This window comes from Pseudoxanthomonas japonensis, from assembly GCF_043632995.1.
In the GTDB taxonomy this organism is placed as follows: Bacteria; Pseudomonadota; Gammaproteobacteria; order Xanthomonadales; family Xanthomonadaceae; genus Pseudoxanthomonas_A; species Pseudoxanthomonas_A japonensis.
Map to the genome: position 1 here is coordinate 2399210 of NZ_CP171632.1, position 22257 is coordinate 2421466.

Here is a 22257-nt window from a genome sequence, read left to right on the forward strand (position 1 = left end):
CGCACCACCTCAAGTCCACCTGAACCGGGCCGATAGATCGCTACATGGACATCTTCAGCCTCATCGGACTCCTGCTGGCGCTGGTCGCCCTGGTGGGCGGCAGCATCCTCAAGGGCGCGGGCCTGTCGTCGCTTTGGTCGTCGGCGGCGTTCGTCATCGTCATCCTCGGCACCATCGCCGCGATCCTGGTGCACACGCCGCCGCCGGTGTTCAAGCGCGCCCTGGCGATCGTGCGCTGGATCATCCGTCCGCCCGGCACCGAAGGCGACGCGCTGGTCGCGCAGATCGTCGAATGGAGCAACATCGCCCGCAAGCAGGGTCTGCTGGGACTCGAGCCGGTCGTGAACCAGCTCGACGATCCGTTCCTGAAGAAGGGCCTGCAGATGCTGGTCGACGGCGTGGAGCCGGAGGCGATCCGCCACATGATGGAAATCGACCTCAACGGCCAGGAACACCAGGACCTGGCCGCCGCCAAGGTCTTCGAGGCGATGGGCGTGTATGCGCCCACGCTGGGCATCATCGGCGCCGTGTTCGGCCTGATTGCGGTGATGAAGAACCTGGCCGACCCCAGCAAGCTGGGCCACGGCATCGCCGCTGCGTTCACTGCGACCATCTACGGCATCGCCTCGGCCAACCTGTTCTTCCTGCCCATCGCCAGCAAGCTCAAGAGCGTGATCGGCGGCCGCAGCCGCGAGCAGGAAATGATCATCGAAGGCCTGATCGCCATCGCGCAGGGCGAGAACCCGCGCAACATCGAGGCCAAGCTGGCCGGCTTCCTGCACTGAGCCCGCGGGACGACGGCGATGGCACGCAGGAAGAAGCACGAAGAGCACGCCAACCACGAGGCCTGGGCGATCCCCTATGCCGACCTGATGACGCTGCTGCTGGCCTTCTTCGTGGTGATGTACGCCATCTCCACCGTCAACGAGGGCAAGTACCGGGTGGTGGCCGATTCGCTGACCGCCGCCTTCGGCGGTGCACCGCGCACGATCAATCCGGTGCAGGTGGGCAACCACCAGTTGCAGGGCGCGGACTACGACCGGCCGTCGCCGATCAAGTCCGGCGCCAAGAAGGGGCCGTCCGCGCCCTCGCCGTCGCCCAACGTCACCCTGCTGGCGGCGATGGCGTCGCAGATGAACATGTCGCTCGACGCCAAGGGCCTGCAGGCCGCACAGGGCGAACTCAAGCGCATCGCCGACGATCTCGAGCGCGCGCTGGCGCCGCTGATCGACGAGAAGCTGGTCACCATCAAGCGCTCGGCACTGTGGCTGGAAGTGCAGATCAACAGCGACATCCTGTTCGCCACCGGCTCCGCCGCGCTGGACCCGCAGGCCCAGCAGACCGTCGGCAAGCTCGCCGCGGTGCTCGGCAACGTGCCCAACTCGGTACGGGTGGAGGGCTATACCGACGATCGCCCGATCCGCACCTCGCAGTTCCCCTCCAACTGGGAGCTGTCGTCCGCACGCGCGGCCAGCGTGGTGCACCTGTTCGTGCGCGACGGAATTCCGCCGGAGCGGCTGGCGATGATCGGCTACGGCGAGTTCCGCCCCATCGCCGACAACGCCACCCAGGAAGGCCGCAATGCCAACCGCCGCGTGCTGCTGATCATCCTGGCCAGCCCCACCGGTCCGGCACCGGACTTGCATGCACAGCAACAGGCCCCGCCGCCGTCGGTGATCTCGCTGCCGCCGCTGCCGGCCCACGCCGCGTCGCCCATGCCCGGAGCGCCGCCGGCGCCCCAGGTCCATGAAGGAGTCCAGTGATGCGCGTGTGGGCAATCGCCAATCAGAAAGGCGGCGTCGGCAAGACCACCACCACCCTCGCCCTCGGCCGCGGCCTGGCCATGCGCGGCCATCGCGTGCTGCTCGTCGACCTGGATCCGCATGCGTCGCTGACGCGCGCCTTCGGTGTCGCCACCGACCCGCAGCCGACCGGCGTGCTGGACCTGTTCGACGAACAGCCGCCGACGCTGGCCAGCGTGGCGCGTACCACCGAAATCGAGAACCTCTCCTTCGTCGCCGCGCAGACGCCGCTGGCGACGCTGGAACGCCGCAGCGCGACCCAACCGGGCCTTGGCCTGGCACTGTCCAATGCACTGGCGCGCGGCGGTCATGCCTGGGACCACGTGCTGTTCGACTGCCCGCCCACGCTCGGCCTGCTGATGGTCAACGCGCTGGCCGCGGCCGACCACGTCATCATCCCGACGCAGACCGAGCCGCTCGCGCTGCACGGCCTCAAGGGCATGTGCCGCACCGCCGAGATGATCCAGCGCTCGCGTCACCGCGAGCTGCCGGTCTCGATCCTGCCCACACTGTACGACAAGCGCACGCGTACCGGCGCCGACACGCTGAAGGCGATGCAGGACGAATACGGCGAACGCGTCTGGAACGACGCCATCCCCAACGACACCCGCATCTGCAGCGTCGACGTGCTGACGCGCTCCAGCCCCGCCGCGGCCTACCCGGGCCGTGGACTGTCGGCGTACCGGCGCGCGCTCGACTGGCTGCTGCTGACCGAAGCCCGCGACACGGAACAGGCCGCATGACCACCCCCGCCGTCCTCGACGACTACCTGCTCGACCTGCTCGGCGACGTCGCCGCGCCGCCGGCACAGGCCGCCGAGCCGGTGGCCGCTGCGCCTGCCGTCGATCCCGGAGTGGCCGCTGCGCCCGTACTGGCCATCGCACCGGTACGCGCCGGCAGCGAAGCCGACCTGATCACCGACGACGAATTCGAGGCCCTGCTCGACACCTTGCATGGCGACGCCGCACCGGGCGAAACGATCGCCGATCCGGCGCCGCCAGCCTCTGCGCCTGCTCCCGCGCCATCGCTCGCGGTCGCGCCCGTGCGCGCCGGCAGCGAAGCCGACCTGATCAGCGACGACGAGTTCGAAGCCCTGCTCGACGAACTGCATGGCGACGGCGTGCCGACGGCCGTCGTGGCCGCGCCCGTCGCAGCGGCGGCCACCGCTCCCGCGCTTGCCGTGACGCCGGTCCGCGCAGGCGCGGACATGATCGACGACGACGAGTTCGAAGCCCTGCTTGACGACCTGCATGGCGGCGCCGCGCCGACCTCGCGTGTCGCATCACCGGCAGCGGTGTCTGCGCCGGCTCCATCGCCGGCCAGGCCCGCCGCACCCTTGCCTTATGCCGCCGTGCCGCTGCCGGCCAAGCCCTTCATGCAGACGCCGATCGACACGGGCGAGCGTCGCCGCGCCACCGAACGCAAGACCCGCTGGCTGCGGCTGCGCTGCGACCAGCAGCACTACGCGCTGGAACTGCTGAAGGTGCAGGAAGTCGTACGTCCCGCCACCCTGCTGCCGCTGCGCGGCGCCGCCCCGCACATGCTGGGCGTGATGAACCTGCGCGGCCAGGTGGTGCCGGTGATCGACCTGGGCCTGTACCTGGGCCGGCGTGCAATCGAGCCCGACACCATCACCCGCATCGTGGTGCTGGAAGAACACGGCGAGACCCTGGGCCTGCGCGTGACTGCGGTCGAGGACGTCGCCAACCTCACCGACCAGCAGATCGAATCGCCCGACAACGCACGCGTCGGCCGCATGTCCAATCCGCTGTTCCGCGGCGTCGCACGGCTCAACGAGTGCGCGGTGATCCTGCTGGACGCCTCGCGGATCCTGCAGTGAAGCCAGCAACGAGTGGAGAGGAGTGGGAAGTGAGGAAAAGCAGACGCCCAGCCCCTCCTCGCTCCTCTCCCTCATTCCCCGCATTATCCAACTCCGTCACACATTCACACCCATCCCTCAAGAGCGGCTCCGCCGCGCCGATACCTCGTTAGAGCCGCCTTTCCGGAGACACGATGAGCGCTGTGCCATTGGGTGACGACCTCGGTATCGAGGCCGCCACCGACCTCAAGCAGCACCTGGCCCCGCACGTCGCGCAGCCGGAACCGCTGGCGCTGGACGCCGGTACCGTGCAGCGCGTGCATACCGCCAGCCTGCAGGTGCTGTGCAGCTTCGTGCGCCAGCGCGAGCAGGCCGGCCTGGCCACCGATTTCAGTGCGGTCAGCCAGAGCTTCCGCGACGCCGCGCGCCTGCTCGGCCTCGCGCCCCAGCTCGGGCTGGCCAACGACAACGAACACAACACGCAACAAGTGGAGAACGCCGCATGAGCGCACGCATTCTGGTAGTGGACGATTCGGCCTCGATGCGACAGATGGTCGCCTTCGCCCTGAGCTCGGCGGGTTTCGCGGTGGATGAGGCCGAGGACGGCCAGGTGGCGCTGGGGCGCGCGCAGGGACAGAAGTTCAATGCCGTCGTCACCGACGTCAACATGCCCAACATGGACGGCATCTCGCTGATCCGTGCGCTGCGTGGCCTGCCGGACTACAAGTTCACGCCGATGCTGATGCTGACCACCGAGTCGGCTGCCGACAAGAAGGCCGAAGGCAAGGCCGCCGGCGCCACCGGCTGGCTGGTCAAGCCGTTCAACCCGGAACAGCTGGTCGCCACCGTCCAGAAAGTCCTTGGCTGATCCCACCCTCCTCCGCTTCCCTTCCGACCGCACCAGGGCACCGTCGCAATGAACATGGACATGCAGCGCTTCCACGCCACGTTCTTCGAGGAAAGCCGCGAAGGACTGGAAGCCATGGAAGCCGGCCTGCTGTCGCTGGAACAGGGCAACCGCGACGGCGACCTGATCAACTCCATCTTCCGCGCCGCGCACTCCATCAAGGGCGGCTCGGCGACGTTCGGCTTCGATGCCATCGCCGGCATGACCCACGTGCTGGAAACGCTGCTGGATGAACTGCGTGCCGGCCAGCGTGCGGTCAGCCCGCCCGCCGTCGACGCCATGCTCGCCTCGGTCGACGTGCTGCGCGCCCTGCTGGCCGAAGCCGAACACGGTACGCCGGCCGATCCCGCTGCCGTGCAGGCCATGAAGGACCGCCTCAACGCGGTGCTGTCCGGCCAGGATGCGCCAGCTGCCGCCGCCTCACCCGCCGCCGCAGCGGTCGCCGATGCCGAACCCGACGGCTGGAAGATCGGCTTCACCCCGGCGCCGTCGCTGTTCATGAGCGGCAACGATCCGCTGCGCATCCTGCGCGAACTGGAACACCTCGGCCCGCTGGAGATCGCGTGCCGCATGGAACGCCTGCCCGGCTTCGAGCAGATCGATCCGCTGGAAGCCTATCTGGCGTGGGATCTCGGCCTGATCGGCAAGGTGCCGCGCAGCGCGGTGGATGACGTGTTCGCCTGGGTCGTCGACGACTGCGAACTCGACATCCAGCCGATGCAGCGCACCGCCGTGCCGGTGGAGGCCGTTGCCGTCGCCGCGCAACCGGTGGCCGCCGTCGCCGCGAGTGGCGCACAGGCGCCTGCCGCAGCCGCCACACCGGCCGCCAACGATGCCGCCGAAACCTCCATCCGCGTCAGCGTCGACAAGATCGACGGACTGATCAACCTGGTCGGCGAACTCGTCATCACCCAGGCCATGCTGAAGCAGGTCTCCGGCCTGCTCGACCAGGCCCAGTGCGAGCGCCTGTTCGCCGGCCTGGATCTGCTGGAACGCAACACCCGCGACCTGCAGGAAGCCGTCATCGGCGTGCGCATGCTGCCGGTGGACGCCGTGTTCCGCCGCTTCCCGCGCCTGGTCCGCGACCTGTCCGCGCGCCTCGGCAAGCAGGTGCGCCTGCGCACCATCGGCGAAGGCACCGAGCTGGACAAGGGCCTGATCGAACGCATCGCCGATCCGCTGGTGCACCTGGTGCGCAACTCGATCGACCATGGTCTCGAGATGCCCGACGTGCGTGCGCAGGCGGGCAAGGACGAGACCGGCACCATCACGCTGGCAGCCTCGCACCAGGGCGGCCATATCGTCATCGAAGTCAGCGACGACGGCCGCGGCCTCAACCGCGACCGCATCCTCGCCAAGGCGGCCGAACGCGGCCTCGCCGTGCCGGAGAACCCGACCGACGCGCAGGTCTGGGACCTGATCTTCCAGCCGGGCTTCTCCACCGCCGAAGCCGTCACCGACCTGTCCGGTCGTGGCGTCGGCATGGACGTGGTCCGCCGCAACATCCAGGCGCTCGGTGGCGAAGTGCAGCTCGAAAGCGCCGCCGGCCACGGCACCCGCGTGGTGATCCGCCTGCCGCTGACGCTGGCCATCCTCGACGGCATGGCCGTGTCGGTCGGCGACGAAACCCTGATCCTGCCCCTGACCTACGTGCTGGAAGCGCTCCAGCCCAAGGACGAAGACGTGCGCACGGTGGCCGGCGACGGACGCGTGCTGCGCGTGCGCGGCGAGTACCTGCCGATCGTCGCGTTGAACGAGTACTACCGCTACGGCGACCACCGCAACGCCGACCAACTGGTGGTGGTGGTGGAAGCCGATGGCCAGAAGCTGGCGCTGGAAGTCGACGAACTGATCGGCCAGCAGCAGGTCGTGGTGAAGAACCTCGAGAACAACTACCGCCGCATCGACGGTATCTCCGGCGCCACCATCCTCGGCGATGGCCGCGTCGCCCTGATCGTCGACGTCGGCGGCCTGGTGCGCACGCGCCGGATGCAGCAGGCCGCCTGAGCCCATTCCCCCGCGTTGCCTTCGCATGCGTCGCCCGCGCCGGGCGACGCCCGCTGGCGCACGCGCCTACACTACCGGTAACCGCATGAAGTACGCCCTCTCCATCCTCGCGCTCTCACTGCTGGCCGTACACGCCGGTGCGCTTGCCGACGACGGCAAGGCCAGCGCCAGCGCGTGGCCGCCGAAGATCACCTTCGCCGGCGGCACCGAGCTGAGCCTGGGCGGCAACCTGCAGTACGACCTCAACCGCTTCTCCGGCGAGGGCTACAACGGCGCCGCGCTGGACGACGACGACGCCTGGCGCCGTCAGGAGCTCGGCATCACCCTGCGCCGGAAGGGCGTGTACGACCTCGGCGTCACCTACGACTTCCACGCCAAGAGTTGGAACGACGTGGCGCTGCGGGTGGAGACCAAGGCTTTGTTCGGCCGCGACGTCGGCAAGGTCCGCATCGGCCAGATGAAGGTGCCGCTCGGTTTCGAAGGCAATACCGGCACGCGTGCGGTGAGCTTCCTGGAAGGCGCACTGCCGACGCAGGCGTTCTACGAGAACCGCCGCAGCGGCATCGACTGGGCCTTCGAGCGCGAGCGCTACCTCGCCAACGCCGGCTATTTCTTCGAATCCGACCTGCTCGGCAACAACAAGGGCGACACGGCCGCGCTGCGCCTGGCGTGGACGCCGCGCAAGGCGGCCGGCGATGTGCTGCACCTCGGTATCGCCGGGTCGCAGGAACGTCCGGACAGCGAGGTCAACGGGCTCGGTGTGACCGTGCATCCCAGCGTGCGCTGGCGCGCCAAGCCGGAAGCCTCGCTCACCGGCGTGCGCCTGGTGGATTCGGGCACGCTCATCCGCGTGGACCGCATCGACCGCACCGGCCTGGAAGCGCTGTGGATCCACGGGCCATGGTCGCTGCAGGGCGAGTACCTGCGGCAGAAGACCACGCGCGAGCTCGGCCTGCCGTCCTACTCGGCCGATGGCGGTTACGTGTTCGCCAGCTGGCTGGCGACCGGCGAGTCGCGTGGCTACAGCGGCGGCAATGTCGCCAACCCCAAGCCAAAGGGCAAGTACGGCGCGCTGGAACTGTTGGCCCGCTACAGCCGCATCGACCTGGACAGCGACGGCGTCGCTGGCGGGCGCGAGCACAACTGGACACTGGGCGCCAACTGGTACCTGACGCCGTACTTCAAGTTCCAGGCCAACGTCGTGGAGACGGATGCCTCGCGCGGTGCGTTCTCCGCCGATCCGACCGTGTTCCAGCTGCGCGCCCAGATGCATTTCTGAGGCGTACGACACCGCGTCCCGCGCACCCGGTCACGGTCGGCGCGGGAATCGGTGCACTTCCCCGCGTTCGCGCAGGCTACGCCGCCGAACGGTCGTAAAGAAGTGTCACATGAAGCCGTTACCCCGGGTGCAGACAGTGCGATACCGCGCTGCACCGACGCGAGACCCCCTCTCTCCGACGCCCTTCGCAGCCCTGCCCTGTCGTGGATACCGGCCATTGGCTGGGCGTTGATGTTTTACCGGAGAGACTTCAGATGACCTGGTTCCAGAACCTGTCCATCGCCCGCAAGCTGGCGCTGGCCTTCACCATCACCACCGCGCTGACCCTGCTGCTCGGCGGCTTCTCATTGTGGCGGCTGAATGCCGGCGAGGCGCAGATCCGCGCGGTCAACGACAACTGGATGCCCGCCGTCCAGCATCTCGGCGAGATGCGCGCGCAGCTGGGCGAGTTCCGCACGTTCGAACAGGCGCAGCTGACCAAGCAGGGCGATGCCGCCGAGCTCGCGGACTACGACAAGCGGCTGAAGGACACCCGCGCCAAGATCGATGCCGAAGAGGCCGGCTACAACGCGATCCCCGCCGAGTCCTCGCCGGAAGAACTGGCGCTGTACAAGAACGTCGAGGTTGCGCGTGCCGCCTACTTCGAGGCCCACGACCGCATCGCCGCCGCCATCGCGGCGGACGATTTCGAGACCGCCAAGGCGATTTCCGGCAGCGATTCGCGCAAGCTGCGTCGCGAGCTGTTCGACCACCTGAAGACGCTGTCGCAATACAACGTCGACAACCTGGCGAAGAACGTGGAAGCGTCGCGCAAGGCGCACGACCGCACCGTGTTGGCGCTGGTCGGCGGCCTGGTGCTGGTACTGGCGCTGGCGGGCCTGCTGGGCTGGAGCATCAGCCGCTCCATTTCGGGATCGGTCGGGGAAGCGCTGCGCACGGCCAACGACGTGGCCGCGGGCAAGCTCGACGGCAAGATCGACATCTCGCGCACCGACGAGGTCGGCCAGCTGCTGTCCGCCATGCAGCGCATGCAGCGCCAGGTCGTGGCGCTGATCGCGGCCCTGGCCGAGATGACGCGCCGCCACGACGAAGGGAACATCAGTTTCCGCATCGACGACAGCGACTTCCCCGGCGACTACGGCCGCATGGTGCGCGACACCAACACCCTGGTCGCCCAGCACATCGGCGTGAAGATGCGCGCCGTGGACGTGATGCGCCGCTATGCGGTGGGCGACCTGTCGATGGACATGGATCGCCTGCCTGGCGAGAAGGCCGTCATCACCGAGGCGATGGACATGTGCAAGGCCAACCTGTCGGCGATCAACGGCGACATCAAGCGTCTGGCCACCGCCGCATCCGCGGGCGACTTCAGCCAGCGCGGAGACGCCGGGAAGTACGAGTACGATTTCCGCGAAATGGTCGACGGCGTCAATCGCCTGATGGAAACCACCGACACCAATCTCGGCGAGGTCTCCGAAATACTGAAGGCGATCGCCCGTGGCGACCTGACCGCGCGCATGGAAGGCGACTTCCATGGCGTGTTCGCGACCATGCGCGATGACGCCAACGCCACCGTGGCGCAGCTGACCGACATCGTCGGCCGCATCCAGGACGCCTCCGGTTCCATCAACACCGCCGCCGGCGAGATCGCCAGCGGCAACAACGACCTCTCGCGCCGCACCGAGCAGCAGGCCGCCAACCTGGAAGAAACCGCCGCCTCGATGGAGGAACTGACCTCCACCGTGCGCCAGAACGCCGAGTCGGCGCGCCAGGCCAACCAGCTCGCCATCGGTGCCGCCAGCGTGGCCTCGCAGGGCGGTGATGTCGTGGGCAAGGTCGTCACGACCATGACCGACATCGAACAGTCGTCGAAGAAGATCGCCGAGATCATCTCGGTCATCGACGGCATCGCCTTCCAGACCAACATCCTGGCCCTGAACGCCGCGGTGGAAGCGGCGCGGGCCGGTGAGCAGGGCCGCGGCTTCGCCGTGGTCGCCTCGGAAGTGCGCACCCTCGCCCAGCGCTCCGCCAACGCGGCCAAGGAGATCAAGGGCCTGATCGAGACGTCGGTGGAGAAGGTCTCCGACGGTTCGGCGCTGGTGAACCAGGCCGGTGCGACGATGGCCGAGATCGTGGCCAGCGTGCAGCGCGTGACCGACATCATGGCCGAGATCTCCGCCGCCTCGCAGGAACAGTCCGCCGGCATCGAGCAGGTCAACCAGACCATCACCCAGATGGACGAAGTGACCCAGCAGAACGCCGCGCTGGTGGAGGAAGCCACCGCCGCCGCCCGCTCGATGGAAGAGCAGGCGCAGGCGCTGACCGAATCGGTGTCGGTGTTCAAGCTGCAGGGCGCGGTGACCGCTCCGGTGCGCACGGTCATTGCGGCGGCAGCGGTCGTCGCCACGCCCAAGGCGAAGCCCGCCGCCAAGGCCGTCGCCCGCAAGCCCGCGCGCACGCCGGAACCTGCGCTGGCCGACGGAGACTGGCAGGAGTTCTGAGCTCGCCCCCAGGCCATCCAGCGTTCGCGTCAAGCACACGGCCCGGCATGTCCGGGCCGTGTGCGTTGAGCAGAGGACACCACTTAACGTACACGCGTTTACCGTTCGTCGGGGAAACTCTGACGCAGCGCTCAATTTGGTAGGTGCAACGCCGATACCGGTCTGGATACCTCAACCACCTCCCTGCCCCATGACCCGACTCGCGCGTCTTTCCCTCGGCAGCAAACTCTCCCTCCAGGTCACTGTCGCCGTCGCGGTGGTGCTCGCCCTGCTCGCGTTCGTGGTGCAGCGGCAGTCCAGCCGCGCCATCGAGGAGCGTGCGCTCGCCGACCTGGATGTCGCCGCGCAGGTCATGCTGGAATCCGTCGCGCTGTACGACAGCACGCTGACCGACGCCACGCAGCGGATGGCGCGCAGCTTCCGCGCGTCGCTGCCTTCGGGCGACGTGTCGGTGGACACGGCCGCCAGCGCGCCCATCGGCGATGCCGAGGTGCCCGCGCTGCGTTTCGGCGAACAGACGATGAACCTCGACTTCACCCACGTGGACCGGTTCACCGACGCCACCGGCGTGGTCGCCACGCTCTTCGTGCGCCAGGGCGACGATTTCATCCGCGCCACCACGTCGCTGCGCAATACCGAGGACCAGCGCGTCATCGGTACCGCGCTCGACCACAAGCACCCGGCCTATGCGCTGATGCTGGAAGACAAGCCGTACACCGGTCGCGCACGGCTGTTCGGCCGCGACTACATGACCCATTACCAGCCCCTCCAGGATGCCGGAGGCACGACCGTCGGCATCCTGTTCGTCGGCCAGAACTACGGTGACGGACTGGCGGCGCTGAAGGACAAGCTGCGCACGACGCAACTCGGCAAGGCCGGCTACTTCTTCGTCGTCGATCTGGCCGAGGGAGACCACCAGGGCACGCTGGCGGCACATCCTGCCAGCCAGGAATCCCCCTACACCGACGTGGTCGACGCCGGCTCCGTGCCGGCGATGAAGGCGCTGCTCGACCAGGACAAGGGCCATGCGGTCCTCGACATCGCATCCAGGGCCGGCGAGCCGGCCGTGCCCGCCCTGGTGGCGGTCCAGCGTTTCGCCCCGTGGAAATGGGCGCTGGTCGCCGTGGAGCCGCGCGACAACGTGCTGGCCGCCAGCCGCTCGCTGACGGTGGCGATCCTCGCGCTGTCGCTGCTCGCACTGGTCGTGATCGGCGTGCTCACGGCGGTCGGCGTGCGTCGCGTCGTCTCGCGTCCGCTGCGCTCGGCGGTCGCCATCGCCAAGGACGTCGCCGCCGGCCGGCTGGACGGCAGGATCGAGACCTCGCGTACCGACGAAGTCGGCCAGCTGATGTCCGCGATGCACGAGGTGCAGACCCAGGTGGTGTCGGTGATCGCCGCGCAGAGCGAGATGACGCATCGCCACGACGAAGGCAACATCAGTTTCCGCATCGACGACAGCGCGTTCCCGGGCGAGTACGGACGCATGGTGCGCGATACCAACGCGCTGGTCGCTGCGCACATCGCGGTGAAGATGCGTGCGGTCGGCATCATGCGACGCTATGCCGACGGCGACCTGTCGGAAGACATGGACCGCCTGCCAGGTGAAAAAGCGTTCATCACCGAAACACTGGATGCCTGCAAGACCACACTTTCGGCCATCAACGGCGAGATCAAGCGCCTGGCCATGGCGGCTTCGGCCGGCGACTTCAGCCAGCGTGGAGAGGTCGAAAAATACCGGCACGACTTCCGCGACATGGTCGGTGGACTGAATCACCTGATGGAGACCACCGATGACAACCTGGCCGAGGTCTCCCGACTGCTGAAGGACATCGCCCGCGGCGACCTGACCACGCGGATGGAAGGCGACTTCCACGGCGTGTTCGCCACCATGCGCGACGATGCCAACGCCACCGTCGTCCAGCTGACCGACATCGTCGGCCGCATCCAGGACGCATCCGGCTCCATCAACACCGCCGCCGGCGAGATCGCCAGTGGCAACAACGACCTCTCGCGCCGTACCGAACAGCAGGCCGCCAACCTGGAAGAAACCGCCGCCTCCATGGAGGAACTGACCTCGACCGTGCGCCAGAACGCCGAGTCGGCCCGTCAGGCCAACCAGTTGGCCATCGGTGCGGCGTCGGTGGCCTCGCAGGGCGGTGACGTGGTCGGCAAGGTCGTCACGACCATGACCGACATCGAACAGTCGTCGAAGAAGATCGCCGAGATCATCTCGGTCATCGACGGCATCGCCTTCCAGACCAACATCCTGGCGCTCAACGCCGCGGTGGAAGCCGCGCGTGCCGGTGAGCAAGGCCGCGGCTTCGCCGTCGTGGCGAGCGAAGTGCGCACGCTGGCCCAGCGTTCGGCCAACGCCGCCAAGGAGATCAAGAGCCTGATCGAAACCTCGGTCGACAAGGTTGCCGACGGTTCCGCGCTGGTGAACCAGGCCGGCGCGACGATGGCCGAGATCGTGGCCAGCGTGCAGCGCGTGACCGACATCATGGCCGAGATTTCGGCGGCGTCGCAGGAGCAGTCGTCGGGCATCGAGCAGGTCAACCAGACCATCGTGCAGATGGACGAGACCACCCAGCAGAACGCTGCGCTGGTGAAGGAAGCCACCGCCGCCGCGCGCTCGATGGAGCAGCAGGCACAGGCGCTCAGCACGTCCGTCGCGGTATTCAAGCTGCATGCGGACGACCGCACTGTCCGCAGAACGTCCACGCACGTCGCACCTGCGGCGCGGCGCAGTGTCGAACAGAAGCAGGTCCGCGCCATCCCGGCGCGCGTGCCAGCACCCGTACTCGCCGACGGCGACGACGACGGCTGGCGGGAGTTCTGACCGCAGGGCCCGCGCCCTGGCGCAGGCATCGCGTACACGACGGCCCGGCATTGTCCGGGCCGTCTGCTTTTTCGCGATTATGGCGCCGCCAAACGTTATGCAAGTTACTGATAAACAGGGAAATATGTGATTCAAGCGCCTGCCGGCCGGGCCGATAGCTACGGAGCCACCGGCCCGATGACGGACCGGATCCACCCGACCTGGTGACTTCCCATGCCGCACGCACGCCGCTTCCTCCCCCTGATCCTGCTCGCCATCACGATCGCCGATGCGCGGGCCGCCGAACCCATCGCCACCGACCGCCCCGACTTCGTCGAGTCCAGCCTGACCGTGGGCGCGCATCGTGTCCAAGTCGAAACCAGCGTCGCATGGGAGCAGGACGGCGACGCGCGCACGTTCGCCACCCCCACGCTGCTGCGCCTCGGTGTTTCCGACCACTGGGAACTCCGCCTGGAGGGCGACGGCTGGCTGCGCAGCACGACGGACGGCGAGCGCGAAAGCGGCCTGGCCGATGTCTCGGTCGGTGCCAAGTACCACGTCGCCGGCTCCGGCGAACGCGGGCCGTCGCTGGCCTGGCTGGTGCACGCCGACCTGCCCAGCGGCGACCGCGCGTTCCGCGGGCACGGCGTTCATCCGTCGGTGCGCTTCGTCGCCGAGTGGGAACTGGCCAACGACTATTCCCTCGGCGTGATGCCCGGCCTGGTACGCGAAAGCGACGACGAGGGCCGCCGCTACACCGCCGGCATCCTCGGCGTGGTCGTCGGCAAGGCGTGGACGGACCGGTTCCGCACGTTCGCCGAAGTCGCGCTCCCGCAGATCGCACGCGCGAACGACGGCGGCACCATCGCCACGCTGGACCTGGGCGGCGCCTGGCTGCTCAACGACGACGTGCAACTCGACCTAGCGTACAGCGCGGGCCTCAATCGCCGCACGCCCGACCACGCCGTGACCGTCGGCGTGTCGGCACGCTTCTGACCGTCACCGCCCCGACCGGACAACCACCATGAAGACCACCCACATGCTCGCCACGCTGATCGCCGCCGCCCTCCTGGGGCTGGTGGCGATGGGCGTGATCGGCCATCTCGGCCAGCGCGACCTGCTGGCGTCGCTGGAAGACCAGAACGCCAGTGCGCTCTCGCTGCGCCATCACATGCAGGCCGACATGATGCACGACGCGCTGCGCGGCGACGTGCTGGCCGCGATGCTCGCCGGCCGCCAGGACGATACCGCCGGCGTCGCGTCGGCACGGCAGGCCTGGCAGGAACACGCGGCCACGTTCCGCGAGGCGATCGCCGCCAATGCACAGGCGAAACTGCACCTCGATGCCGCCACAGCCAGGACGATGCAGGAGATCGGCCCCGCGCTGGATGGCTACATCGGCCACGCCGGCACCGTGATCGGCCAGGTGGAGGAAGGCGTCGCCACCGTCGACCGGACCTATGCCGACTTCATCGCCAGTTTCGAGGAACTCGAAACGCGGATGGCGGCGATCAGCGACGGTATCACCGCCGCCGACCGCGTCGCGCATGCCGAGGCGGATACCCGCGCCGCCGGTGTCGCACGCCGGCAGTGGCTCAGCGCGGTGCTCGCCATCCTGGCGCTGTCGGCGCTGGGTGGCTGGATCGCACGCGCGCTGCGCCGTCAACTCGGCGGCGAACCCGCCGACGTGGCGGACATCGCACGCCGCATCGCCGCCGGCGACTTCAGCCGGAGCGTCGCGCTGCGGGACGGCGATCGCGGCAGCCTGGCGCACAGCATGCAGCAGGTGCAGGAACAGGTGCAGGCGGTGATCGTGGCGCAGCGCCACATGGCGGAACGCCACGAGCAGGGCACGATCAGTTACCGGATGGACGAAGCCGCATTCCCCGGCGACTACGGACGCATGGTGCACGACACCAATGCACTGGTGGCCGCGCACGTCGACATGAAGATGCGGCTGGTCGACCTGATGCAGCGCTACGCCGTCGGCGACCTCTCGGCCGACATGGATCGCCTCCCGGGCGAGAAGGCCGTCATCACCGAGGCGATGGACATGTGCAAGGCAAACCTGTCGGCGATCAATGGCGACATCAAGCGCCTCGCTGCAGCCGCCGCCGAAGGCGACTTCTCCCAGCGCGGCGACGTGGCGCAGTACCGCCATGACTTCCGCGAGATGGTCGCCAGCGTCAATTCGCTGATGGAAAGCACCCACGGCAACCTGGGCGAAGTCTCGGCGCTGCTGCAGGCGATCGCCCGCGGCGACCTGACCGCGCGCATGGAAGGCGACTTCCATGGCGTGTTCGCCACCATGCGCGACGATGCCAACGCCACCGTGGCACAGTTGACCGACATCGTCGGCCGCATCCAGGACGCCTCCGGTTCCATCAACACCGCCGCCGGCGAGATCGCTTCGGGCAATCTTGACCTGTCGCGGCGCACCGAACAGCAGGCCGCCAACCTGGAGGAGACCGCCGCCTCGATGGAGGAACTGACCTCCACCGTGCGCCAGAACGCGGAGTCCGCGCGCGAGGCCAACCAGTTGGCGATGGGTGCCGCTTCGGTGGCCTCGCTGGGCGGCGACGTCGTCGGCAAGGTCGTCGCCACCATGTCCGACATCCAGCAATCGTCGCGACGGATCGCCGACATCATTTCGGTCATCGACGGCATCGCGTTCCAGACCAACATCCTGGCGCTGAATGCCGCCGTGGAAGCGGCACGCGCCGGCGAACAGGGCCGCGGCTTCGCCGTCGTCGCCTCGGAAGTGCGTACGCTCGCCCAGCGGTCGGCGAACGCCGCCAAGGAGATCAAGGGCCTGATCGAAACCTCGGTGGACAAGGTGGCCGAAGGATCGACGCTGGTCGACCAGGCCGGCACGACGATGAGCGAGATCGTGTCCTCGGTGCAGCGCGTGACCGACATCATGGCCGAGATCTCCGCCGCGTCGCAGGAACAATCCGCCGGCATCGAGCAGGTCAACCAGACCATCACCCACATGGATGAAGCGACCCAGCAGAACGCCGCACTGGTGGAAGAAGCCTCGGCTGCCGCCACGTCGATGGCGGAACAGGCACGCGCGCTCGCCGAGTCGGTCGCCGTGTTCACGCTGGACACCACCATCAGCGCACCGGTGCGTCACGCCATTGCGGCCGCCACCCACGGCAAGGACACGCCCGCCGCGCCAGCCGCGAAACCCAGGACCGCCGCCCGCAAGCCGGCACCCGGCAGGACCGATCCGACTTTCGCCAACGACAGCGAGTGGCAGGAGTTCTGATCCGCCTCACCGCGGGCACTCAACGGTCCATGCAGCAGACGACCCGGGCGCCATGCGCGCCAGACGGTCCCCCTTGCTTGGAGGCGATCAGAACCGGCGCTGGCCACCGCCGTAGTTGCCGATGTCGCACTGGCCGGAGAACGTGGTGCCGCCCTCGATGTTGATGCGGCCGGAGCGGCGGTCGACGGTCAGGCGCGGCTTGTTCATGCCATTGAGGCGATAGGTGGCGGTGATGCGGTCCGTGCCGACCTGCAGGTTCTCCAGGTCCCACCAGCCGTGGTCGCCATGCGAGTTGATCGGCGGAATCAGCGGCGCACCCAGATGGATGCGGCCGTGGTCGCCGTACAGTTCGATCTGCACGTCGCTGTTGAAACCCTCGGTAGTGGCGCGCACGGTATCGGCTTCGTGCCACTTGTTGCGCTTGTCGTCCCAGCTGTAGTTGGGCTCGCTGGTCACCGTCGGTCGGGTACCGGCGCCGTAGCAGACCAGCACGAGCGAATTGGGATCACGCTCGGTGGAAGGATATGGGCGCGGCGATGCCCCACCCGTTCCACCCCCCGATGCACCACAGTTTGCCGCCGGCACGGACTGGATCGAGGCGTAGCGGCCGTCCATGGTGGACACGGAGATGCACTGGTTCCGCTTCGCGTTCCACCAGAAGGTGAAGCGCTGGTCGCGCACGGTATTGGAATCGCGCTGCTCGTAGCCGCGCGACTGCAGCTGGGTTTCGCCCCCTGCCCCACGCGCACCAACGAGATCCTCCACATCGGGCGGCGTCTGCGCGGACGCGGCGAAGGAGGCGGCGAATAGTGTGACAAGGCAGGCGGAACCACGGCGGGCAAGACGCATGTTGACTCTCCTGGTGGGTTTCGACGACGGCTGTAGCGGGTTGGATCGACGATCGGATGTGCGGTGCATTCCCTGCCCGCGGTGGACTTCTGTCTGCTGCGGTTCACGCCACGTCCCGGCGCACTGCGGGGCGGAGCGTGTGATGGTCGCGCGCGGAGCATCCCCTCCTCGTCACCAAGATGGCGTGAAGAATGCCCTCCGATCACGCAGCTACAGGGCGGGAACATCCGCATTGAGCACCTGAAGCGCGGGTCCCGTGGTGTCGGGCAACACGTGCAGGTCGGTCTGCAGCAGCACCACGCCTGGCCGGAGCAGCGGTGAAACCGCTGCAGTGAATGCAGGCGGGACGACGACCCGCGCCACATCCCGTGCGGCGACATCCTGTCCGGCCTCGTCTTCGCGGCCGGGAATGCCGATCCGGCGCCACGCGGGCGGCTGCCCGGGCGTGGCGGCCGAGACCAGGTATGCATGTGTTCCTTGCGGCGCCGGACCATCCCGGAAATCCACCCGCGCCCGCCCGATCTCGATACCGTTCCGGAAGACGAACAGGCGACGGTCCGCCGTGCTCATCACCATCGACAGTGGACCGGTCGGCGATTTCTGCGGCTCCCAGCGGAAGGACTCGGCCGCGCCCAGTAGCTGGGCAGCATCCTCGGCCCCGGTCCTGGGATCGATGGGGCTGGCGACAGGCGGATGCACAAGATCTTCAGGGGCCATGCCCTCCTTCGCGATCACCACCACCATGCCCATGGTGGTGGCGTCGAACAACAGTCGCGCGAACTCGGTGGGCAAGTGCACGCAGCCGTGCGACTCGGGATAGCCAGGCAAGCCGCCGGCATGCAGCGCCACGCCATCCCAGGTCAGGCGCTCCTGATAGGGCATGGGGGCATCGTTGTACTTGCTCGAGTGGTGGTCCTTGTCCTTCTGCAGGATGGTGAACACCCCCGTCGGCGTTTCGTGCCCGGGCTTGCCGGTGCTGACGGTCGACACCGCGATCAGCAGGCCATTGCGGTACACGTAGGCGCGCTGCTCGGTCAGGCTGACCACCACCGCCATCGGCCCCATGTCCTTCGCATCACCACCCCAGACCCATTCGCCGGGCTTGAGCGCGGCCGGCGGCGTACCGGCGGGGCTGGAGGTCTTCGCACCCCAGAAAGGCGCGGCATGCGCAGCGAAGGAAAACAGCGCCAGCAGCAGCCATGCGAACCGTGTGGTCCGGATCATCGCGGTGTCCTTGTCGGGATGGCACGAGCACCAGGATCGTGTCACACATTGCGCGGGCGCGTGCTTAAATGCCGCCGTTCGTCCCCGGAGTCGTCCATGCCCCCGACCGGTTCGCAGGATCGTCCCGACTTCCCCTTCTACGACAACCGGCCGATCGGCCTGTCCGGACCGCAGTGGCTCCTGGTGCTGGCCGGCGTGGCATTGGCGTTCTGGCTGCTGGTCGCCCCGTGGACGCGCCCTGCGCCCGCGTGGGGCATGTGGATCCCGGCGTTGCTGTTCTGCACGGTGCCCCTGGCCGCACTGGCGCTGGTGGCAGGACGACACTGGACCGCGCTGTTCCATCGGCTGCGGGGGCGCGACCTGTTGCTGATGGTCGGCATCGCCGCATTGAACCTGGTGATCACGCTGCTGATCGGGCTGCTGATGAACGGCCTGGACCATGGGTCGGCCAATCCCGCGTTCAAGTCGATCGCTGAAGCGGATACCGCCACCCGTGTCATGGCCTTCGCGGCGATGGTGCCGCAGCTGCTGGGCGAGGAACTGCTCACCATCCTGCCCTTGCTCGCCCTGCTGTGGTGGCTGCATGCCCGGATGAAGCTACGGAAACGCACTGCCGTGGTGCTGGCGTGGCTGCTGTCGGCCATCCCGTTCGCGCTGGCGCACCTGCCCACCTACCAGTGGGACCTGGTGCAGTGCCTGGCGATCATCGGCAGCGCCCGGCTGGTGCTAAGTCTGGCCTATCTGTTCTCGCGCAACTTGTGGGTGTCCACCGGCGCGCACGTACTCAACGACTGGACCCTGTTCGGCATCAGCCTGATGCTGGGGTCACTGCCGCACTGACCCTGTTTGCCTCGCGCTCAACGACACGGACAGGAACGGAGCGGGCTTTCAGCGGTGTCGATTCACGTGCGGACGCCGCAGCGGACGCGATGGAGACGAGACGGCTGCGCCGCTTTCCGCGCGCACCAGCGCCGGCAACGGCGAACTCATCACGCGCGCCACCGGCCCTACGCGCACCAGGAAGCCGGTGGCCGTTGCGGCGATGACGTCGACCTGGTGCTGGCCCTGCGGCAGGCGGAAGCGTTCGCCCGGCCTGAGCATCGAGCCCTCGTTGGCGGAATACGTCGCCGGCGGCACATCGCTGTCCAGGCTCTGGGTGGTTCCGTACGCACGCAGGGCATGGATGATGACCGCATCGCCGGCGAGGTTCGACTCGTAGGGCGTGTTACGCCGACGCGCCTCCACGATGTAGACGACTGTCGCGAACGGATCGGGTTGCGTCGGCAACGCCAGCACCAGCAACTGCACGCCGGAACCGACGGGTGCATCGACGACATCCAGCATGACGTCATGCGTGCCGATGTCCCCTGCCTGCACGGTGAGCCGGCCGGCTGGCGCCACCCATCCCAACCGCTCGCGCTGGTACGCGTTGATGTATTTGGGCAGCAGCCCGTACACCGGATCGCTGCCGGCGTGGCGCCACGCGTCGCTCATCAGGTCCCAGGGATTGTCGTAGGTGTCGGCGTCGCCATCGCTGTTGTCCGAATGCGGCAGGCCGTAGCCGTGCCCCATTTCATGGGCCAGGGCGGCCAGGTTCGCGAACGCCCAGGGTGGATTCCACGTGGCGCGCAGGCAGTCGTAGGTGCCATCGAACATCGCGCATGCGCCGCCATCCCAGGCATAGCCATCCAATTCCTCGTTGAACATCAGGTTGGCGCCCATGGCGCCGGTGAAGTCGACCTCCCCGTCCGCGGCCGCCACGCAATCGGCGAACAGCAGCGACAGATCGGCCTGCGCACCCGTATAGGCGCTGCGCGGGCGCGGGAGCGCATACCAGCCATAGGGCTGGCTGCCGACCAGGTCGATGGCGCCCTGCGACACCTGCGACCAGTAGTGGCCCAGCTGACCTGGCGCATCGCCGTACTGGGACTGGAAGAAATCGCGCGACTTCGGTTCCGCCGGCACATCGGCGAATCGGCACATCAGCGTGATCCAGCGCGTGCTGCCGTGAACGGGTGCCGCCAGCCGCGGGCGGCCGTCGTCACCCTCGACCTGAGCCCGTTGCGCCTCGTGATCCACAGGCACGATGGCGTCGATGACCGGACGTGACCCACGCTTGCCGGGGGCGGCGTGCGACACCGCCACACGACGGTTGGCCAGCGCATAGAGGTCGCCTGCCGCGCGCGTGGCCTGGGCGACATCGAGCCGGCGGTGTGCACCCGGCCCTGCGTCCAGCCACGCCGTGAAGCGCGGGGGATGCCCGGCTTGCCCAGGCGCGGCAGGCCGCGCATCGCCCCAGCGCAGCAGCAGGACGCCCTGCTCGATCTCGCCCGCCCATGCCGTCGGCAACGCTGCCGCGCAGGCCCATGCCAGCCAGACGACATAGCGCCGCAGCGGCGCGCCGCGGCGCACGTTCGCATTCCCATACATGGCGCTCTCCTTCCCTGTGCCACGACCGCCCGAGCAACACGGCAACGTCGGTGGGCGCGGACCGCGTCAGGCATTCCGGTCGGCGGTTCCCGTCGCGCCGCTCATATCGCGGGCGCAGCCCGGCGCACTCCCCATGACGGCGTAAGGGATCGAGGATGTCGGCGGCGGTGCATGTCACGCATGCCCGTGTCCGCCAGCAGCGCGGTCCCTCGCGCGTCCGGGAATCGCCGCCATGCTGGCCACGCGCTCCCGGGATGTGACGGGCAGCGTGCGCCGGCATGTGTTGGACAAATGTGATTCGAGGGTGCCGTCCGTCTGCTACACCCATGTACATGCAGGCAGTCGGCTTCACGCCAGGACACCCGCATCGGCGAATGCGCCGGTTAAAGAGTTTGTGACACCCGCCGATACAGCCTGTGACGCCTTCCCTGACCTGACGTTTCCGCTCCGCATGACCGAGTCCAGCGACGCCCCCCTGGCCGATCCCGTCGGGTACGACGACGAAGAAAAGTACCTGGTGCACGGCGAGTACGCGATCCGCCAGATCCTGCAGTCGCTGATCGACAAGCGGGCGCTGGTCAGCGGGTGCGCCATGCCGCGCAACCACACCTTTCCGACGTCCGTCATCGAGGTGCTGGAGGATGAGGACGGCGTGCTGATCGACGGCAGCGCCGCGGAGACGATCAACCGCAGCATCGAGGAAGCCAGCCACGTCACCTGCGTGTCGCGGCTGGAACGCATCCACGTGCAGTTCAAGCTGTACGACCTTCAACGCGTGCAGAAGGACGGCCAGGTCGCCTTCCGCGCGCCGTTGCCGGAAAGCGTCCTGCGCCTGCAGCGGCGCGAGTTCTACCGCCTCCAGGTGCCGGTCACCCAGCCGATGGACTGCGAGATTCCCACCCGCCATCCCGACGGCGAGACGACCTACCGCGCCTACCGCGTGCTGGACATCAGCGGCGGCGGCATCGCACTGGCCGTGCAGGCCGAGGAACCGACGCTGCAGCCCTACAAGGAATTCACCGGCTGCCAGCTTCACCTGCCCGACAGCGGCCCGCTGAGCGTGCGCCTGATGGTCAAGAGCCTGCACCGCCAGCTCAACCAGAACGGCAGCGAGAGCTGGCGCGCCGGCTGCCAGTTCACCGACATGCCGCGCGGTGGCGATGCGCTGATCCAGCGCTACATCTTCCGCCTGGAGCGCCAGCGCAGCGCCCGCGAACGCGGCGCGGCGTGACCGGCATCGCTGTTTCCCGCACCACTCGTCGGGTACGGGCCAGCACCGACTCAATGAAGCCGCGGTGCCGCCGATAGGGGTCGTACCACGGCCGTGATACCGGACAGGTTCCACCCACC

Annotated in this window: 17 protein-coding genes; 14 read left to right on the plus strand and 3 right to left on the minus strand. The window is 68.3% G+C overall.

Annotated elements, in window-relative coordinates; translation table 11 throughout:
* Positions 1 to 44 precede the first annotated feature (44 nt).
* The 12 genes from ACGHX3_RS11045 to ACGHX3_RS11100 all read left to right on the plus strand — a co-directional run bounded on the left by ACGHX3_RS11045 (position 45) and on the right by ACGHX3_RS11100 (position 16404).
* Complete coding sequence (locus ACGHX3_RS11045) at positions 45 to 785, plus strand: flagellar motor protein (protein WP_162338456.1); 741 nt, start codon at positions 45 to 47, stop codon at positions 783 to 785.
* A gap of 18 nt (positions 786 to 803) precedes the next feature.
* On the plus strand, positions 804 to 1763 hold the full coding sequence (motD, locus tag ACGHX3_RS11050) for a flagellar motor protein MotD (RefSeq protein ID WP_213602425.1): 960 nt from the start codon (positions 804 to 806) through the stop codon (positions 1761 to 1763).
* Positions 1763 to 2545 carry a ParA family protein gene (locus ACGHX3_RS11055; RefSeq protein ID WP_213602427.1) on the plus strand — a complete coding sequence of 261 codons (783 nt, stop codon included), beginning with the start codon at positions 1763 to 1765 and terminating at the stop codon, positions 2543 to 2545. The genes motD and ACGHX3_RS11055 overlap by 1 nt, the downstream gene beginning before the upstream one ends.
* On the plus strand, positions 2542 to 3642 hold the full coding sequence (locus ACGHX3_RS11060; RefSeq protein WP_394694979.1) for a chemotaxis protein CheW: 1101 nt from the start codon (positions 2542 to 2544) through the stop codon (positions 3640 to 3642). The genes ACGHX3_RS11055 and ACGHX3_RS11060 overlap by 4 nt, the downstream gene beginning before the upstream one ends.
* Positions 3643 to 3815: 173 nt before the next feature.
* Positions 3816 to 4127: an STAS domain-containing protein gene (locus tag ACGHX3_RS11065; RefSeq protein ID WP_213602431.1), complete on the plus strand. Its 312-nt coding sequence runs from the start codon at positions 3816 to 3818 to the stop codon at positions 4125 to 4127.
* Positions 4124 to 4489: a response regulator gene (locus ACGHX3_RS11070; RefSeq protein WP_162338451.1), complete on the plus strand. Its 366-nt coding sequence runs from the start codon at positions 4124 to 4126 to the stop codon at positions 4487 to 4489. Before ACGHX3_RS11065 ends, ACGHX3_RS11070 begins: the two co-directional genes overlap by 4 nt.
* Positions 4490 to 4537: 48 nt before the next feature.
* Positions 4538 to 6535: a chemotaxis protein CheA gene (locus ACGHX3_RS11075; RefSeq protein WP_213602433.1), complete on the plus strand. Its 1998-nt coding sequence runs from the start codon at positions 4538 to 4540 to the stop codon at positions 6533 to 6535.
* Between the two features lie 85 nt (positions 6536 to 6620).
* Positions 6621 to 7814 carry an OprO/OprP family phosphate-selective porin gene (locus ACGHX3_RS11080; RefSeq protein WP_394694980.1) on the plus strand — a complete coding sequence of 398 codons (1194 nt, stop codon included), beginning with the start codon at positions 6621 to 6623 and terminating at the stop codon, positions 7812 to 7814.
* A gap of 254 nt (positions 7815 to 8068) precedes the next feature.
* Positions 8069 to 10315, plus strand: a complete 2247-nt coding sequence (locus ACGHX3_RS11085; RefSeq protein ID WP_394694981.1) for a methyl-accepting chemotaxis protein — start codon at positions 8069 to 8071, stop codon at positions 10313 to 10315.
* Positions 10316 to 10505: 190 nt separating this feature from the next.
* The gene (locus ACGHX3_RS11090; protein ID WP_394694982.1) at positions 10506 to 13154 is read left to right on the plus strand and encodes a Cache 3/Cache 2 fusion domain-containing protein; all 2649 of its coding nucleotides are present in this window, start codon (positions 10506 to 10508) and stop codon (positions 13152 to 13154) included.
* A gap of 213 nt (positions 13155 to 13367) precedes the next feature.
* Positions 13368 to 14129, plus strand: a complete 762-nt coding sequence (locus tag ACGHX3_RS11095; protein ID WP_394694983.1) for a transporter — start codon at positions 13368 to 13370, stop codon at positions 14127 to 14129.
* A gap of 28 nt (positions 14130 to 14157) precedes the next feature.
* A complete protein-coding gene (locus ACGHX3_RS11100; RefSeq protein WP_394694984.1) occupies positions 14158 to 16404 on the plus strand; it encodes a methyl-accepting chemotaxis protein in 2247 nt (748 codons plus the stop codon).
* Between the two features lie 87 nt (positions 16405 to 16491).
* On the opposite strand, the gene ACGHX3_RS11105 is transcribed toward ACGHX3_RS11100, so the two are convergent.
* Together ACGHX3_RS11105 and ACGHX3_RS11110 are read right to left on the minus strand one after the other, a co-directional pair.
* Positions 16492 to 17253 carry a hypothetical protein gene (locus ACGHX3_RS11105; RefSeq protein WP_394694985.1) on the minus strand — a complete coding sequence of 254 codons (762 nt, stop codon included), beginning with the start codon at positions 17251 to 17253 and terminating at the stop codon, positions 16492 to 16494.
* Between the two features lie 210 nt (positions 17254 to 17463).
* A complete protein-coding gene (locus ACGHX3_RS11110) occupies positions 17464 to 18477 on the minus strand; it encodes a L,D-transpeptidase (RefSeq protein ID WP_394694986.1) in 1014 nt (337 codons plus the stop codon).
* Between the two features lie 96 nt (positions 18478 to 18573).
* On the opposite strand from ACGHX3_RS11110, the gene ACGHX3_RS11115 reads away from it, so the two are divergent.
* Entirely contained in the window at positions 18574 to 19317 is a 744-nt protein-coding gene (locus ACGHX3_RS11115; protein WP_394694987.1) for a CPBP family intramembrane glutamic endopeptidase, read from the plus strand.
* Between the two features lie 48 nt (positions 19318 to 19365).
* Here the strand turns inward: ACGHX3_RS11115 and ACGHX3_RS11120 are convergent, their stop codons facing one another.
* Positions 19366 to 20907 (minus strand): hypothetical protein, encoded by a 1542-nt coding sequence (locus ACGHX3_RS11120; protein ID WP_394694988.1) that lies wholly within the window; start codon positions 20905 to 20907, stop codon positions 19366 to 19368.
* A gap of 451 nt (positions 20908 to 21358) precedes the next feature.
* On the opposite strand from ACGHX3_RS11120, the gene ACGHX3_RS11125 reads away from it, so the two are divergent.
* Positions 21359 to 22138 carry a flagellar brake protein gene (locus ACGHX3_RS11125; protein WP_394694989.1) on the plus strand — a complete coding sequence of 260 codons (780 nt, stop codon included), beginning with the start codon at positions 21359 to 21361 and terminating at the stop codon, positions 22136 to 22138.
* The last annotated feature ends 119 nt before the right edge of the window (positions 22139 to 22257 follow it).

Excerpts from the sequence above, each read along its gene's own strand:
- ACGHX3_RS11100 (WP_394694984.1), top strand. The coding sequence starts at position 14,158 with ATGAAGACCACCCACATGCTCGCCACGCTGATCGCCGCCGCCCTCCTG.
- ACGHX3_RS11060 (WP_394694979.1), top strand. The coding sequence starts at position 2,542 with ATGACCACCCCCGCCGTCCTCGACGACTACCTGCTCGACCTGCTCGGC.
- ACGHX3_RS11090 (WP_394694982.1), top strand. The coding sequence starts at position 10,506 with ATGACCCGACTCGCGCGTCTTTCCCTCGGCAGCAAACTCTCCCTCCAG.
- ACGHX3_RS11095 (WP_394694983.1), top strand. The coding sequence starts at position 13,368 with ATGCCGCACGCACGCCGCTTCCTCCCCCTGATCCTGCTCGCCATCACG.
- ACGHX3_RS11065 (WP_213602431.1), top strand. The coding sequence starts at position 3,816 with ATGAGCGCTGTGCCATTGGGTGACGACCTCGGTATCGAGGCCGCCACC.
- ACGHX3_RS11075 (WP_213602433.1), top strand. The coding sequence starts at position 4,538 with ATGAACATGGACATGCAGCGCTTCCACGCCACGTTCTTCGAGGAAAGC.
- ACGHX3_RS11120 (WP_394694988.1), bottom strand. The coding sequence starts at position 20,907 with ATGTATGGGAATGCGAACGTGCGCCGCGGCGCGCCGCTGCGGCGCTAT.
- ACGHX3_RS11125 (WP_394694989.1), top strand. The coding sequence starts at position 21,359 with ATGACCGAGTCCAGCGACGCCCCCCTGGCCGATCCCGTCGGGTACGAC.
- ACGHX3_RS11115 (WP_394694987.1), top strand. The coding sequence starts at position 18,574 with ATGCCCCCGACCGGTTCGCAGGATCGTCCCGACTTCCCCTTCTACGAC.
- ACGHX3_RS11080 (WP_394694980.1), top strand. The coding sequence starts at position 6,621 with ATGAAGTACGCCCTCTCCATCCTCGCGCTCTCACTGCTGGCCGTACAC.
- ACGHX3_RS11045 (WP_162338456.1), top strand. The coding sequence starts at position 45 with ATGGACATCTTCAGCCTCATCGGACTCCTGCTGGCGCTGGTCGCCCTG.
- ACGHX3_RS11070 (WP_162338451.1), top strand. The coding sequence starts at position 4,124 with ATGAGCGCACGCATTCTGGTAGTGGACGATTCGGCCTCGATGCGACAG.
- ACGHX3_RS11055 (WP_213602427.1), top strand. The coding sequence starts at position 1,763 with ATGCGCGTGTGGGCAATCGCCAATCAGAAAGGCGGCGTCGGCAAGACC.
- ACGHX3_RS11110 (WP_394694986.1), bottom strand. The coding sequence starts at position 18,477 with ATGATCCGGACCACACGGTTCGCATGGCTGCTGCTGGCGCTGTTTTCC.
- ACGHX3_RS11105 (WP_394694985.1), bottom strand. The coding sequence starts at position 17,253 with ATGCGTCTTGCCCGCCGTGGTTCCGCCTGCCTTGTCACACTATTCGCC.
- motD (WP_213602425.1), top strand. The coding sequence starts at position 804 with ATGGCACGCAGGAAGAAGCACGAAGAGCACGCCAACCACGAGGCCTGG.
- ACGHX3_RS11085 (WP_394694981.1), top strand. The coding sequence starts at position 8,069 with ATGACCTGGTTCCAGAACCTGTCCATCGCCCGCAAGCTGGCGCTGGCC.